General features: G+C 58.2%; 14 protein-coding genes. 5 read left to right on the top strand and 9 right to left on the bottom strand.

The window, feature by feature from the left end; genetic code table 11:
- The first annotated feature begins 43 nt into the window (after nucleotides 1–43).
- Nucleotides 44–1,186, top strand: coding sequence for a Gfo/Idh/MocA family protein (locus tag ACUVTU_RS03580; RefSeq protein WP_445888597.1), 1,143 nt, complete (start codon nucleotides 44–46; stop codon nucleotides 1,184–1,186).
- Nucleotides 1,187–1,217: 31 nt separating this feature from the next.
- Complete coding sequence (locus ACUVTU_RS03575; protein WP_445888596.1) at nucleotides 1,218–2,507, top strand: NAD(P)/FAD-dependent oxidoreductase; 1,290 nt, start codon at nucleotides 1,218–1,220, stop codon at nucleotides 2,505–2,507.
- 12 nt (nucleotides 2,508–2,519) lie between these two features.
- Here the strand turns inward: ACUVTU_RS03575 and ACUVTU_RS03570 are convergent, their stop codons facing one another.
- The 4 genes from ACUVTU_RS03570 to gabT form a co-directional block, all read right to left on the bottom strand.
- Complete coding sequence (locus tag ACUVTU_RS03570) at nucleotides 2,520–4,301, bottom strand: aldehyde ferredoxin oxidoreductase family protein (protein ID WP_445888595.1); 1,782 nt, start codon at nucleotides 4,299–4,301, stop codon at nucleotides 2,520–2,522.
- 25 nt (nucleotides 4,302–4,326) lie between these two features.
- Nucleotides 4,327–4,581: a MoaD/ThiS family protein gene (locus ACUVTU_RS03565; protein ID WP_445888594.1), complete on the bottom strand. Its 255-nt coding sequence runs from the start codon at nucleotides 4,579–4,581 to the stop codon at nucleotides 4,327–4,329.
- Between the two features lie 27 nt (nucleotides 4,582–4,608).
- Complete coding sequence (locus ACUVTU_RS03560) at nucleotides 4,609–6,024, bottom strand: sigma-54 interaction domain-containing protein (RefSeq protein WP_445888593.1); 1,416 nt, start codon at nucleotides 6,022–6,024, stop codon at nucleotides 4,609–4,611.
- A gap of 139 nt (nucleotides 6,025–6,163) precedes the next feature.
- A complete protein-coding gene (gene gabT / locus ACUVTU_RS03555; RefSeq protein WP_445888592.1) occupies nucleotides 6,164–7,480 on the bottom strand; it encodes a 4-aminobutyrate--2-oxoglutarate transaminase in 1,317 nt (438 codons plus the stop codon).
- Between the two features lie 479 nt (nucleotides 7,481–7,959).
- Between gabT and ACUVTU_RS03550 the strand changes: the two genes are divergently transcribed.
- From ACUVTU_RS03550 to ACUVTU_RS03540, 3 genes are all read left to right on the top strand, one after another.
- Nucleotides 7,960–8,925: an N-acetylmuramoyl-L-alanine amidase gene (locus ACUVTU_RS03550; protein WP_445888591.1), complete on the top strand. Its 966-nt coding sequence runs from the start codon at nucleotides 7,960–7,962 to the stop codon at nucleotides 8,923–8,925.
- Between the two features lie 76 nt (nucleotides 8,926–9,001).
- Entirely contained in the window at nucleotides 9,002–9,703 is a 702-nt protein-coding gene (locus ACUVTU_RS03545) for a LysM peptidoglycan-binding domain-containing protein (RefSeq protein ID WP_445888590.1), read from the top strand.
- 33 nt (nucleotides 9,704–9,736) lie between these two features.
- Nucleotides 9,737–10,000, top strand: a complete 264-nt coding sequence (locus tag ACUVTU_RS03540; RefSeq protein WP_445888589.1) for a hypothetical protein — start codon at nucleotides 9,737–9,739, stop codon at nucleotides 9,998–10,000.
- A gap of 69 nt (nucleotides 10,001–10,069) precedes the next feature.
- Here ACUVTU_RS03540 and ACUVTU_RS03535 read toward each other — a convergent pair whose 3' ends face one another.
- The 5 genes from ACUVTU_RS03535 to ACUVTU_RS03515 all read right to left on the bottom strand — a co-directional run bounded on the left by ACUVTU_RS03535 (nucleotide 10,070) and on the right by ACUVTU_RS03515 (nucleotide 14,382).
- Complete coding sequence (locus ACUVTU_RS03535; RefSeq protein WP_445888588.1) at nucleotides 10,070–10,462, bottom strand: hypothetical protein; 393 nt, start codon at nucleotides 10,460–10,462, stop codon at nucleotides 10,070–10,072.
- Nucleotides 10,463–10,476: 14 nt separating this feature from the next.
- Nucleotides 10,477–11,577 carry a glycosyltransferase gene (locus tag ACUVTU_RS03530; protein ID WP_445888587.1) on the bottom strand — a complete coding sequence of 367 codons (1,101 nt, stop codon included), beginning with the start codon at nucleotides 11,575–11,577 and terminating at the stop codon, nucleotides 10,477–10,479.
- Nucleotides 11,578–11,656: 79 nt separating this feature from the next.
- Nucleotides 11,657–11,974, bottom strand: a complete 318-nt coding sequence (locus ACUVTU_RS03525) for a hypothetical protein (protein ID WP_445888586.1) — start codon at nucleotides 11,972–11,974, stop codon at nucleotides 11,657–11,659.
- A 264-nt stretch (nucleotides 11,975–12,238) separates the two neighbouring features.
- Entirely contained in the window at nucleotides 12,239–13,534 is a 1,296-nt protein-coding gene (locus ACUVTU_RS03520) for a [Fe-Fe] hydrogenase large subunit C-terminal domain-containing protein (RefSeq protein WP_445888585.1), read from the bottom strand.
- Nucleotides 13,535–13,665: 131 nt separating this feature from the next.
- The gene (locus ACUVTU_RS03515; RefSeq protein ID WP_445888584.1) at nucleotides 13,666–14,382 is read right to left on the bottom strand and encodes a metallophosphoesterase family protein; all 717 of its coding nucleotides are present in this window, start codon (nucleotides 14,380–14,382) and stop codon (nucleotides 13,666–13,668) included.
- Nucleotides 14,383–14,473: the final 91 nt, after the last annotated feature.

Genomic DNA, 14,473 nt, shown 5'->3' with positions numbered 1-14,473 from the left:
TGCCGGGTGAATTCCCGCAAATTAATATACCGAGGTGAAGTTTATGTCCCCCGTACGCGCAGCGGTTATCGGCACCGGCAAGGCCGCCCGTGCTCATATCGAAGCCCTGCGGCGCCTGGGTTTTGTGGAAATTGCCGGCCTCTGCGGCACAAACCGCAATCATACCGCGCAGCAGGCCCGGCAGTGGCATATTGAGCGAGTTTACCATGACTACCGGGATGTACTGTCCGCTCCGGATATTGATGCCGTGCACGTATGTACCACAAACGACCGGCATTATGAGATCAGCAAAGCCGCGCTGCTGGAGGGCAAAGCTGTGGTCAGTGAAAAGCCGCTGGCGGTGACCTCCGCCCAGGCCCGCGAACTGGCGGCCCTCGCCCGGGACAGGGGCCTGAGCACTGCGGTCATGTTCAACTACCGCATGTATGCTATGGTGCAGGAGGCCAGAAGGCTGGTGGCCGGTAAGGCCCTGGGGCGCATCAACCTGGTGCGCGGCGGCTATCTGCAGGACTGGTTGCTGGAAGAAGACGACTTTGACTGGCGCCTGCAAACCGGGCAGGGCGGTCCGGGCGGTGTGCTGGCCGATATTGCTTCGCACTGGTGTGATCTGGTAGAGTATATTAGCGGCGACAGAATCACCGCCGTGCTGGCCGATACTGCGGTGATCCACCAGCGGCGCCGTGACGCACGGGGATGCTGGCAGGAGGTGGCCGCTCCCGAATACGCCAGCGTCCTGCTGCGGTTGGCCTCGGGAGCCAGGGGGGTGTTCACCGTGTCCCAGGTCAGCCCCGGACACAAAAACGATCTATTTTTAGCCCTGGACGGCAGCCGGGCTTCGCTGGCCTGGCGGCAGGAAGAGCCGGAAAAAATTCATCTGGGCCAGCGGGAGCCGGGCAGCCAGTGTATCGTAAAGGATGCAGCGCGGCCCGGTGCCGCCAGAGAGCTGTGCCATTACCCCCCCGGACATATTGAAGGCTGGCCGGACGGTGTGAAAAACCTGTTACTCGGCTTTTACAGCCACCTGCTGCAGCAGAAAGAAAACCGCATCCCGGCTGCTCAAACCGCTCCGCCGGCTGCACCGCCCTGGCCCACCTTTGCGGAAGGTTACCGTTCGGTGCGCCTGGTGGAAGCCATGCTGCAAAGCGCGGCCCGGGGCAATGTATGGGTTAAAATAGAAGAAGCCTGAAGTTGATGATCAAGACAGGAAAGGGAAAATTATGCCGTCACAGATTCTGGTTGTTGGGGCCGGGCCGGCCGGTATGATGGCGGCCATCGCCGCTGCGGCAGCGGGAGCCCGGGTGACCATCCTGGAAAAAAACGACCGGCCCGGCCGCAAGATGGCTCTGACCGGGGGCGGTCGCTGCAACTTTACCCATGACAGTGAACCCCGGGCCATGGTGGAGGCCATTGCCGGCAATGGCAAATTTCTGTACAGCGCGCTGCACAGCTTTACCAGCCGGGACTGCCGGGAATTTTTTCGACGCCTGGGGATACCCTCGGTGGTGGAAGATGAGGGCAGGGTCTTTCCCCGGGGGGCGGATGCCCGGCAAATGGTGGCCGCGCTGGCGGAACGGGCCCGGCAGCTGGGGGTGCGGTTTCGCTTCGGCTGCCCGGTTGGCGAGCTGCTGCTCCCGGCAGATCTGAGCCGCGTGCTGGGAGTGCGGCTGGCCGGCGGACAGGCGCTTACCGGCCGGGTTATTCTGACTACCGGCGGCATGTCCTATCCGGCCACCGGTTCCACCGGCGATGGTTACCGGCTGGCCGCTCAGGCCGGCCACCGCATTGTACCGCCCATCCCGGCGGCTGTGCCCCTGGTCTGTGCCGACACCTGGATCCGGCAGCGGCTGGTGCAGGGAGTGAGCCTGCCGGGCATTGCCCTGACCGTGCTGGACCCCGACCGCCGCTTGCTGACCGGCAGCCGGGGGGATTTGCTCTTCACCCACCGGGGGATTTCCGGGCCTGCGGCGCTGCGCGCCAGCCGGGCTGTTTCGGTCTATCTGCACCGGCGTCCGGCCACGAGCGTGCCGGGGTCCCTGCCGGCCTTTGTGGATCTGTTTCCCGACATAACCCTGGAGCAGCTGCTGGCCGTGCTGGGCGAGCAGGCCCGGCAAAACCCGCGCAAGAGCCTGTTAAATATTGTCCGGCAGATGGTGCCGCATGCGCTGGCGCCGGTGGTGCTGGAGCGGGGCGGCCTGCCGGCGGAGCGCCAGGTGGCCCAGATCAGCAAAACAGCCTGGCAAACTCTGGCCAGGCTGTTGAAAAATCTTCCATTAAACATTACCGGTACTCATCCCCTGGCCGAAGCTACCGTGACGGCCGGGGGAGTGGATGTCCGCCAGATTGACCCGCGCACCATGGCCTCGCGCCTGGTACAGGACCTTTATTTTGCCGGTGAGGTCATGGATGTGGATGGCCCCACCGGCGGTTACAACCTGCACATCGCTTTTGCTACCGGACGCCTGGCCGGCGCAGCGGCGGCCCGGGCCGGAGCGGAACGGGAGAGCTGATGGCACCGGTCCTCAGCGGCCCAGAAACTCTAGCAGCTCCTGTTCCCGCGGGTATCCGCTGTCCTGCCAGCCGCGCAGGCTGTAGTACTCGTCAACCATAAAGCTCAACTCTTCCCGGGTCAGCCGGTGCTGGCCGTTGTTGACGCCCTCCTGGAACAGGCGGTCGGGCAGGGTATCCAGCTCTCGGGTGGCCCCTTCCCGGGCGTTGAACAGGCGGGTGATGGTGACTATATCATTGGCCATCTGCTCCAGCTGTTCCCTGGTGTAGTTCACCCCGGTGGCGGCCTGGATCAGGCGGCTCAGCTCCGGCCAGCCCAGCAGATCGCGGAAAAAGAGGCAGAAAATCTGGGTGTTGAAAATGGTCAGGCGATTTTCATATTCGATAAACAGTTTGGCCTTGCCTTCCACGGTGGCCGGGTCAATCACGCCGCTCAGTTCGGGTTTGTAAAAAGTGGCCCGCAGGTGACAGGCCCCCCGGGTGGAAGTGGCGTAGGCCAGACCCATGCCCTTCAACACCCGCGGGTCGTAGCCGGGTGGTTCCAGCCCTTTGACATGCACGGCCAGGTCTTCCAGGTGCAGTTCCCGGGCGGCAGGGATAATTCCCCGGGACAGCACGCTGCCCAGGTCCCGCCGGGCGGCTATGTCTTGCAAGAGCTGTACTGTGCCCGCTGTATCACCATAGGCCAGGGGATAGTCCAGCCGGCCCAGGCGGACCGCCTCCATCACCAGTCCCACCAGATTGCCCGTCGTAATGGTATCCAGACCCAGGCGATCGCAGAGGTCGTTGATGTAGATAATATCCTCCAGGCAGGCAATCCGGCAGAGCCCGCCAAAGGCAAAAATAGTCTCGTATTCCGGTCCCTCAATGGTGATTTGACCGTAGCGCTCGCTTTCCATCTGCGCCAGTTTGGCACAGGCCATGAAACAGTTGGGGCAGGCCCGGGGCTTCACGGTAAATTTCTGCAAAAAGGTGTCCCCGCTCAGTTCCGGCCAATTTTCCAGCGTTCCTTCCCGCCAGTAGGAAGCAGGGAAGGCGCGGGCACCGTTCATGGCTCCCACCATTACGGTGGTACCGTAGGTGCGGTAGGTGTTCACCGCGGGGTGGCTCAGGGACTGCTGGCGGATCTGGCGGGCCACCTCTTTGAGCAGCCCGGCATCATAAAGGGGATAGGGAGTCTGGCCGTGGAAAACCAGCCCCTTGACCAGCTTGCTGCCCAGCACGGCGCCCATGCCGGTGCGGCCGGCCGAGCGCCAGTTGTTGTTCTCCAGGCAGGCAAAAACCACCTGGTTTTCGCCCGCCGGGCCAATGACCACGGCCTGGGCGTCAGCAGCCGGCACCTGCTGCAGCATGGCGGCTGCGGCGGCATAGGTGTCCTGACCCCAGATAGCGCCGGCCGGGTGAAAATCTACCCCGGCATCGGAGATCTCCAGCCAGAGCGGGCTGGCGGCCCGGCCCTGAATGATCAGGGCATCACAGCCCGTGCGTCGCATGGCCGCAGCCGCCGGGCCACCGGAGTAGGATTCGCCGTACAAACCGGTCTGGGGGGACTTGCTGTAGACCCCGTAACGGCTGGCACCGGGTGCCGCCGTGCCGGTCAGAGGCCCCCAGGTGAAGATCAGCTTGTTTTCCGGCCCCAGGGGGTCGGTGCCGGCCGGAACTTCCCGCCAGAGCAAATAACTGCCCAGTCCCTTGCCCCCCAGTAGGCGGCTATAAATACGTTCGTTAATTGGTTCAATCTGAAAGGTACAACTGCTCACATCGATGCGATACAGTTTACCAAAAAAACCTTCCACAAAACCCCTCCTTGTCAACGCCATTTCACCCTCCCGCCAGGCAGGGGAAGAGATACACCAGGCCGCTTTCGGGCAGCTTGGTATCCAGACCGGCCCGCTCTCCATTCACTACGATCATGCCGAGCAGGGTCGGGGAAAGGCCCAGATAATCCAGTAGCTCGGCCACATTACCACAGGTACCGGGCGGCAGGTGCACAGTGGTGGCGGCTGGCCCGCACTTGCTCTGACCGGCCAGCAAAATTCCCAGAAATACCTGCAACCCCGGTCTGTCCTCCGGCATTGCTTTTCACCGGCCTTTGAAACGACACTATTTTTCGCGCAGGTTGAGTTCGGGAAAGTATTTTTTCAGCTTGCGCACAATGGTAGACTGGTTCACCTGCAGTGCTCGGGCCATGCGATAGGTGTTGCGGTACCTCTGCAGCGCCTTCTGGAGGATCTGTCTTTCCACTTCTTCGGTAGCCTGCTTCAGGGGACAGATGTCCACCACAAACACATTGCGGAACTGCTGCTGTTCGGTCAAGATATATTCCGGCAGATGGTGCCGCTCAATGATGTTCTCGTCGGCTGTCACTACCGCCCGCTCAATCACATTTTCCAGTTCGCGCACATTGCCCGGCCAGTGATACTTCTGCAGGGCCTCCAGAGCTCCGCTGCCCAGCTGCTTGTTAATCTGGTAGCGCTGGTTGAGTATCTGCAGGAAATATTCCGCCAGGGGTCCAATATCCTCCCGGCGGTGCCGCAGTGGGGGGATGATGATGGGCACCACATGCAGGCGGTAAAACAGGTCCTCACGGAATTTCTGCTCCTGTACCTGTCGGTAAACCTGCTGGTTGCTGGCGGCAATTACCCGGATGTCCACTTCCCGGTAGCGGTTTTCCCCCAGCCGCATCACCCGCCGGTCCTGCAGCACATGCAGCAACTTCACCTGGACATTCAGGGGCAGTTCGGTGATCTCGTCCAGAAAGAGAGTGCCGCCGCTGGCCGCTTCTATCAGCCCCGCCTTGCCCTCCCGGTGGGCACCGGTAAAGGCACCCGGTGCATAGCCGAACAGCTCGGACTCCACCAGATTTTCCGGGATAGCTCCGCAGTTGATCACCACGAAGGGGCGCTGCCGGCGCGGGCTGAGCTCATGCAGCCGCCGGGCCACCAGCCCTTTGCCCACGCCCGACTCGCCCTCCAGCAGCACGGTGGTATCCAGCTGGGCCACCTTTTCCACCATAGTCAAAATGTCCTGCATGGCCCGGCTGACGGCCACCAGTTCCTTTTCCTGTCCCAGCAGGCGGCGCAATTTGTCCAGCTCGGCCCGGTAGCTGGCCAGTTTTTGTTTACTGTCCAGCAACTGGCGGCGCAGGTTAACCAGTTCGGTAATGTCGCGGGAATTCAGGATCACCCGCCGCACCCGGCCCTGCTCATCCAGCAGGGGGTTGGCCGTGACAATCAGCTTTTTGCCATTGCGGGTGGTCTGCATGGCTGTTACCCGTTTTTTTTCCTGAATGGCCTGCAGGGCTACCGAGTGATTGAAAAAGCCCTGCTGCTGCAACTGCCGCACATTCTGGCCAATCAGGGCCTCGGCGGGCACGCCGTAGTTCTGCTCACAGACCTTGTTCACCCGCAGTGTGCGGCCCTGGCCGTCGGTCACAAAAATTTCGTCACAGGAAGAATTAAAGATTTCTTCCAGCTCCTGTTTTTCCAGGAGCAATTGCTCCACATCTCTGTCCTGCACCTGGTGATCCCTCCGCACCCGGACCCGTTATCGTCAGGCTTTTTGGTAACACCATTATAGCATTTCTGGTTCGCCGGGCGATATAGCCTTACAATTCCCCGGCACGGACGGCTGAATTGCTGTGCCAGGCTGATACCTGCTAGAGGGAGGCCAGAGCAGCCTGGATAATGTTCAGACCCTGCTCCAGCTGGTCATCAGTGATGCAGAGCGGCATCAGCACCCGCAGCACATTACCATGAACCCCGGCGCTTAAGGTGACCAGGCCGTGTTCATAGCAGTAGCGCACCACCTGGGCACAGGCCTCTTTGGCCGGATCTTTGGTCTGCCTGTCTTTGACTAGCTCCATGGCCACCATGGCGCCCAGGCCGCGCACGTCACCTATTACCGGGAATTGGGTCTGCAGCCGGCGGAAGCGTTCCAGGGTATATCCGCCAATGGCCGCCGCCCGTTCGGCCAGACGATCTTTTTCCATAATTTCCACAGCCGCCAGCGCCGCTACACAGGCCAGCGGGTTGCCGCCGTAGGTGCCGCCAATCTGGCCGGGGTCGGGTACATCCATGATTTCCGCCCGGCCGGTAACCGCACTCAAAGGTAGTCCGGCCGCCAGCGACTTGGCCATGGTCATCAGGTCGGGCTCCACATCCCAGTGCTGTACGGCAAACATTTTACCGGTGCGGCAGAAGCCGGTCTGTACCTCGTCGGCGATCAGCAGGATGCCGTAACGGTCGCAAAGGCGTCGCAGGCCGGGGAAGAATTCGGGCGGCGGAACAATAAAGCCGCCTTCACCCTGTACCGGTTCGGCAATGATGGCCGCCACTTCCTCGGCCGCCACAGTGGAAGCAAAAAAGGTTTCAAAATGCTGTAGACAGTACAGATCACAATCCGGGTAGGTCCGCCCATAGGCGCAACGGTAGCAATAAGCGTATGGGATGCGATAAACCTCGGGGGCAAAAGGCCCGAAGCCGAATTTGTATGGCTTGACCTTGCTGGTCAGGGTCATGGTGAGCAGAGTGCGGCCGTGGAAGGCCGAATCAAAGGCAATTACCGCCGGCCTCTTGGTGGCCAGCCGGGCAATCTTGATGGCGTTTTCCACCGCTTCGGCTCCGCTGTTCACAAAAAAGGTCTTTTTCTCGCCGCTGCCGGGAGTGATCTGGCAGAGCTTTTCCGCCAGGTCCACGTAGGGCTGGTATCCCACCACCATAAAACAGGTGTGCAGGTAGCGGGCTGCCTGTTCCTGTACCGCCTGCACCACCTCCGGCGGGCAGTGGCCGGCATTGATCACGCCGATACCGCCGGCAAAGTCAATGAAAGTGTTGCCGTCCACATCGGTCAAAAGTGCTCCCCGGGCTTCCCGTACATAAAAGGGCATGCTGTTACCAATTCCCCGGGGCACATATTTTTGCTTTCTTTCCAGCAGGGCCCGGGAACCGGGACCGGGCAGGTTCAGTTTCTCCATCTGGCAATCGCCTCCCTGAATCTAGCATGGCCCTGGAGCAGTGCCTGCTCCAGCTTTCCCGCTGTGGGTAAAGGTGGGCTATGATCTTAAATAGCAGCAAAAATCATGCCCCGGGCTACTGGCCCGTTCTGTTCCGCTGTTACCAGCAATTACTGCATTCCTGGAAAAATAAAATTTATGAAAAATGCAGATGCGCATCGCTTAAGCCGCCAGATTTGACGGCAAATCATCCGGAATAAATTATTATTGGTGCATTGAAAAAAATGCGATACAGCATCAATAAATGCAATAAAGCATCATTTGTTTGCCCATCTGTGACCATTCCCACCTCGGGCAAATGGTCCGCTGGTCATATTATCAGCACCTGATCCGGATTTTTACCAGCCATCCGGGTCTAATTGTTGAACATAAATGGTGAGGTTAATCAGTATATTTTACTGTCCGGGCATTTTGTAAGTATTTTTCAAGGAGGTGAAAAAATGCCTAAAATCATTGTTATTGATCCGGGCCACGGGGGTAAGGATCCGGGAGCCACCGGGGGAAATCTGCAGGAAAAAGATGTTTGTCTGGATATTGCCCGCAAACTGCGCCTGGAATTGCAGCCCTATGATGTGGACATCCGCCTCACCCGGGACCGGGATCTTTTTGTGGCTTTGAACACCCGGGCCGATTTTGCCAATTCGTTGCGCGCCAGCTATTTTATTTCCCTGCATAACAATGCCGGAGGCGGTACGGGCTTTGAGAGTTTTATTTTCAGCACTCCTTCCGCTACAGCTATCCAGGCCCAGGAGATCATACACGGTGTGCTGGCCGCTTTTTTTACCAAGCACGGTTTTATCGACCGGGGCAAAAAAAGGGCCAATTTTGCCGTGTTGCGCCGTTCGCAGATGCCTTCCATACTACTGGAAAACCTGTTTATTGATCATCCTGTTGACCGGACTTTTCTGGCCGATGAAACCAAGCGCCGCCTGCTGGCGGTGAACATTAAAGATGCCCTGGTTCGGGCGCTGGATCTACAAGTTAAAGAAGTGACCTGGGATCCGGTGGGAGAAATTGCCCGTTTGACCACCGCAGGCATCATCAGCAGTCCTCACCTGCCCCTGGATGTGGTGAACTGGGGCGAGCTGGCCACGGTTTTCAACCGCCTGCGCGGCCGGGTGGTCCAGGGAACCCTGAACTGGAACCCCGAGCGGGAAATCAAAGCTCTTTACGAAGACAATTTAATTACCACCTTGCACCAGCCTTATAACAGCCTGCTCTGGGGACCTTTCGCCACTGTGCTCAACCGGCTGCGGGGCAGGCGTTTTCCCGACGAGCCAGTCTGGAATCCCGAGCGGGAGATCAAACAACTGCAGCTGGACAAACTGATCAGCACCCTGCGCCAGCCCACCGACCTGCTCTACTGGGGGGAATTTGCCACAGTGATCAACCGGCACCGTTCCTGATCCTCCCGTGCCCCCAATACTCTGTTAACATAGCCAGAGCAAGACAGGGGGAAATATTGCCGAGGAGCTGAAAATCATGGGCTTTTTTTACTATTATGTGGAAGTGGGGGATACTTTACTGTCGCTCTGTGCCCGCCACCGCAGCCGGGTGAGGGAGTTTGTGGAACTGAACAACCTGTATCCCCTGCGGGAACTGGTGGTGGGGGAAAAGGTGAAAATACCCTACCGGCATCCCTACAAGTACTACCATCTGGTGCAGTACGGGGAGACCCTGGAGCAGATTGCCGCCCGCTATCACACCACTCCCCAGCTCATTGCCATGGAAAACATGGTGGAAAAAGCGCCGCCAGGACAAATGCTCTACATCCCCGAAGTGCGCGTAAAACTGGCCCGGCCCCATACCAAAACGGAAGAAACAGCGGACGATTACTTTTATCAGCCGGTCAAATATATGATTGACGATATCCGCAAAGTGGCCCTGCGGGAACAGATTTTTTTGCTCCAGCCCTTGCTGGGACAGGATATTCGCCTGCGGGAATTTACTTACAAAGCTGCCAACCAGCTGGCCTATGTGGATCTGAGCGATGTGCAGATCAGCCGGGGACTGGGTTCCCAGCAGGAAATGGCCATCTATCATGTTTTGCTGGAAGCGCTGCTGCCGTACCGGGAGATCAAATATGTGCAGTTCATGGTGAACGGCAATGTCATAGAATCGCCCAACGGTCATGTGGATTTATCCGAACCGCTGGACATGGCAGAATATTTGCAAAATGAATGAACAAGTAAAAATTTAGCCCTGGGGGGATATGTGATGGCGAGTAATTTTGTAGATGATATCAAGACTTATGAAAATATGGATGTGGTGATCGCTTTTGGCAGTTGGATCATTTTTGGTAAGGTAACCGCTATTCAGGATGACTATCTGGTGCTCACCAATGCTGAAACCAAACATCCTGTGCACATGGATGTGCGCTATGACAGCATTCACTGCATCGCCAGCATCAGGCGGGAGGACTTTGAAGTATACCGGCGCATTATGGTGGGCCTGCCGGTCAATCAAATCACCGCTCCGTGAACCCTGCCGGCTCGTAAACAAGGCGGTTTCAGAAAAAAGGCAGCCCCGGCCTGGCACCGGGCCGCCTTGTTATTTTTTCTCCTGCTGCAGGACAATTTCCAGGCGAATCTCCCGCCTTCCTTCCAGACGAAATCCCTCTGCCGCATCTTGTTTACCCTGTGGCGTGTCCATGAGCACACTGACCAGGCCGGCCTCCCGCAGGTGTTCATCGGGGACGAGGCCGGGTCGGGCCGGCAGGGGAGTGGTGCCGGGCGGCGCTGCTGTTCCTGCGGCGGTTGTTTTGGGGCGGGGCAGGGGCGTGGCGGCGGTTTCCGCAATTATTTGTTGTTCTTGCACCGGCAGATTGCTGGAGGTATTTGACTCTCCGGACGGCTGTTTGGCCCTGCGCAGTACGGCATGATAGATCCAGGCCAGGGCCAATCCCACCAGCAAGCCGGCCAGGACAAGCACCAGCAATTTCAAGGATAATCACCTGCCTAAAAATCGATGCCGAATTTTTTAAAGAAGTAGTCATCAGGATGGACCCGGCGGGCCAGATAATCAGCCCGCTGGCGGTGAATATCACTGAGCATGACCCGGGCCAGGGTGCCGGAAAACAGAGCGTGATTTCTCACCAGATCCAGGGCTTTGGCCAGCCGTTGGTAGCTGAAGTGGGAATAGGCCAGACAAATCAGATTGTGCATCACATTGACCAGCGACACCCGGTAGGGATGACTGTGCCGGAAGAGGTGGGCCACCTTTACGGACGGTTCCACCATCACCCGGTAGCCGAAAAGCCACAGTTTAAGGCTGAGCTCCTCATCCTCTTTGCCCCAAACCTCGAAATAACGATCAAATCCGCCCACCGCATGAAAGACCTCACGGTTTATTCCCAGGGCACAGCCGCAGGCAATGGGTACTTCCACAGCCTTTTCCGGCTCCTGGTTCAGCCAGACCACGCTTAAGGCATTGTTCCAGGTTTGCCCGTAGCCCACCCGGCGGGCATGTGGCTGGTCGGTCACTGCGGGGGCAATGCAGTGGGCTTGTTCGCGCAGCATGGTTTCTAGCAGCCGGTCCAGCCAGTAATCTTGCACTTTGATGTGGGCGTCACAAAAGAAAAAATATTTACCCCGGGCCAGCTCGGCTCCAGCATTGCGCGCTCCGGCTGCGCCCAGTCCGCCTGTGCGCTCCAGGATCACGCCGGGGTAACGCCCGCTCTGTAAAAAGTTGCAACTCCCATCGGTGGAGGCATCATCTACGACGATGATTTCTGTCTGTATTTCCGTCCGTGCCTCCAGCAGCGATTTTACCGTACTTTCCAGTGTGTTGACCTCATTTTTGCAGGGGATAATAATAGAAACTTCGGGTGCCGGTGCGGTGTACAGCCCGGCCGGGGGCATGAGCACGGGCGGTGCCACGTGGCATACAGCTTTTTCCGCCCTGGCCCCGGCAGATTCGGTTTCCGGTGCGGGCCGGGGTACCATGGCCCGGGAAGCGGTTGCTTTTTCTGAGCGCCGGTAAAGAATATAGAGCAAAGCGGCGCTCAAACCAACACAGAGCAGGATCAGCACCATTAACAGCGCTTTTAAGGTTAACACATTCTGTCACCCCGCAGTGTAATAGCCCTTTGGGCGAGCAGAACACGGCCGGCAATTGATGCCGGCCGTGCCGTCTGCTTTAAGGCGTGCTGGTGGGCAGCGGGTTTTCCGGTACATAGTGGAACACTTTGACTTTGTAGGTCAGGGTGGTGTCCTCAATGCCAAAGAGGAACTGCCCAAACTCATCGGTAAAAGCAAAGGCCATGGGTACCAGGTTGCCGGTAGCCGGGTCCTGTACAAAGAGCTTGACCGCAGCGTTGTGGGCATAGGAACCATCCGGCAGACGCACCACTCCGTGCACCACTGAACGCAACTCTTCTTCCAGAGTTATGTTCAGTTCAGCTTCGGTACCGGGGGTCAGGGTTAAAGTGTTCAGGCTGAGTTTGGTTGCCGCCATGCGCAAGGTTACCCTCCTTTCTGTGACGTGGTGTTGTTGTCGTCACACTTTCACCCCACAGCAAAGAATTGATTAATGGCTAATACATACTACGTAGGGGACATTACCGCTGTTACTGCCGGGTTGAAAAAAGCCGGGCAAAAAAACTGCCCGACCGGTTAGGCCGGACGGGCAGCTTTCAAAGATTAACAGGTGGTTATATTTAAGCATTTATTAATCTGCTTTCAATAAACTCAGTAATTCAGTAGTTGGGGAAGCCTGTGTTCAAACAAACCGGCGCATAAATATGCGCCCGCCCTTTTCCGCATCCAGCAGCTGTTCCAGTTCGCTAATGCCCAGCCGGGCCAGCAGCTCCAGCACAAAACGGTTGTCCACCGGGGTGTAGTAGCGGGCAGCCCGGCCGTACTCATCGACCAGCTGTGTGGCCCGGTCCACCGGCAGCAGGGCCCGTGGCCCGCCCACACAGCCTCCGGCGCAGCCCATGCCTTCAAAGAAATTGGCCTCCAGCTCGCCGGCCAGCAGGCGGGAGAGCAGTTTTTTGCACTCGGCCACTCCATTAGCCTGGACTGCTTTAATTTTGATGGCCCGGTCCGGGCGCAGGCGCTCCAGCGTGGCGGCCACGGCCTGGCTTACCCCACCGGTGCGGGCGTAGATCCGCCCGGCCGTGGAGGAGTGTTCGCTTTGATCCTCCGGCATCCGGGCCGGGTCGATGCCCAGTGCTGTGAAAATGTCCTGCAGCTCCTGAAAGGTGAGCACGGCGTCCACGGCGTCGGCCACATCGGGTTCCTTGGCCTCGGCTTTTTTGGCCAGACAGGGGCCGATAAAGACCACTTTGGCATCGGGGTGCAGCTGTTTGATACTCCGCCCGCAGGCCACCATGGGCGATACCGAGGGGGAAATGTGGGGTACCAGCTGGTGATAGACCTTTTTCACCATGGATACCCAGATCGGACAGCAGCAGCTGGTGAGCAAAAAGTCCCGGTTATCTCTGATGTGCCGGTCAAATTCCAGGGCTTCTTTAAAGGTGAGGATGTCGGCAAACAGGGCTACCTCCACCATGCCATAGAAACCCAGACTTTTCAGCGCCGCCCGCAGCCGGCCCGGTGTCACCCGGGGACCGAATTGACCGATATAGGCCGGGGCCATAATGGCAAACACCGGTACTGTTTTGTCTTTCAAGATCTGTACGAGTGGAACAAATTCCTTGCGATCCAGCAAACATTGAAAGCGGCACTGTTCCACGCACTGGCCACAATCGGTACACTGGCTGTAATCCAGTACTACCCGGCCCTCCATATCGCGGACGATGCCGTTGAATAAACAGGAGGCGTGGCAAACCTCGTCATCGGCCGGGCAATCGCTCTGGCAGGTGCCGATTTGGTGTACCACCCGTCGGGGGTCACCGCCCCCACTGCCGTATCTTACGTAGGCCCTGATTAAATCATCACCACTTTGCTCCAGCTCGGCCATTTTTTCCGGCAGGTTCCCCTGGTAAGCTGCCCGCACCAGTTGCTGAAAAACTTTTCTATACGGCAGGTCCCAGTTCTTTTTATCCGCCATTTTCTTTCCCCGCTCCATCAGGATGCCGCTATTTGGCTGCCGGCCCGTACAGCAGAAAATGCTGCGGCCCCAAAATATACCGGCGGGCTCAAAACGCCAGCCGGTAATATTATGGGGCGGGATGGGGATTTTTAACCGTTGCCCGTTTCCAGCAGGCGGGCGAATTCCTCAGGCAGTCCGGCCTCTTTGATGGCCTGCACTGTTGCAGCTACGTCATAGGGTACTTCTACAACCCGGCCCTGGATTTCTTCGCCTGCCTCCAGCAACACATAGGTGGCCGCGGGCGAGCCGTGTTTGGGTTTACCTGCGCTGCCTGCATTAATGATCAGCCCGGCGGGCAAATTTTTGATAAAAGGCAGGTGGGTGTGCCCGCAGACCAGCACCTGGCAGGCAAACTGCTCCAGCAGGTTGTTCAGGTAATGCTCCGGGGTGTTGGGATGCAAATACTCGTTTTGGCGCAGCGGGCTGCCGTGCACCAGCAAGAAATCCCATCCCTGAATGGTAAAGCGCAGTTGGGCGGGCAGTGCGGCCAGAAAGGCCCGGTTTTCTGCCGTGATCACCTGCTGGGTGAAGGCCAGGGATTTTTCTCCCAGCTCCCGGGCCCGGTCGTCAGCAAAATCACATCCGCAGAGCAGGCGGTAGTGGCCCACAGCATCGTCATAGTTGCCCTGGATACACGGGATCGCTTTTTCCCGGACAAATTCGATCACCTGGTTCACAAAGGGGGCATATCCCACCAGGTCGCCTAGGCAGTACACCTGCTGGCACTGCTGTCGTTCAATGTCCGCCCACACGGCCTGCAGCGCGGGCAGATTGGCGTGAATATCCGAAATAAAGGCCAGGCGCATGAAAGTTCACCTCGGTTGAAGAATAAATGATGGTACACTTATGATTTTAATAGCAAACCGTTAAATTTATATTACCCCGCAATTAAGTTTG

The sequence above is a fragment of the Desulfurispora sp. genome (assembly GCF_052744395.1).
This window is presented reverse-complemented; position numbering and strand designations above follow the sequence as displayed.

What these genes read in the sequence shown, in the direction of transcription:
- ACUVTU_RS03580 (WP_445888597.1), top strand. Translation starts at nt 44, where the DNA reads ATGTCCCCCGTACGCGCAGCGGTTATCGGCACCGGCAAGGCCGCCCGT.
- ACUVTU_RS03575 (WP_445888596.1), top strand. Translation starts at nt 1,218, where the DNA reads ATGCCGTCACAGATTCTGGTTGTTGGGGCCGGGCCGGCCGGTATGATG.
- ACUVTU_RS03565 (WP_445888594.1), bottom strand. Translation starts at nt 4,581, where the DNA reads ATGCCGGAGGACAGACCGGGGTTGCAGGTATTTCTGGGAATTTTGCTG.
- gabT (WP_445888592.1), bottom strand. Translation starts at nt 7,480, where the DNA reads ATGGAGAAACTGAACCTGCCCGGTCCCGGTTCCCGGGCCCTGCTGGAA.
- ACUVTU_RS03550 (WP_445888591.1), top strand. Translation starts at nt 7,960, where the DNA reads ATGCCTAAAATCATTGTTATTGATCCGGGCCACGGGGGTAAGGATCCG.
- ACUVTU_RS03545 (WP_445888590.1), top strand. Translation starts at nt 9,002, where the DNA reads ATGGGCTTTTTTTACTATTATGTGGAAGTGGGGGATACTTTACTGTCG.
- ACUVTU_RS03540 (WP_445888589.1), top strand. Translation starts at nt 9,737, where the DNA reads ATGGCGAGTAATTTTGTAGATGATATCAAGACTTATGAAAATATGGAT.
- ACUVTU_RS03525 (WP_445888586.1), bottom strand. Translation starts at nt 11,974, where the DNA reads ATGGCGGCAACCAAACTCAGCCTGAACACTTTAACCCTGACCCCCGGT.
- ACUVTU_RS03520 (WP_445888585.1), bottom strand. Translation starts at nt 13,534, where the DNA reads ATGGCGGATAAAAAGAACTGGGACCTGCCGTATAGAAAAGTTTTTCAG.
- ACUVTU_RS03515 (WP_445888584.1), bottom strand. Translation starts at nt 14,382, where the DNA reads ATGCGCCTGGCCTTTATTTCGGATATTCACGCCAATCTGCCCGCGCTG.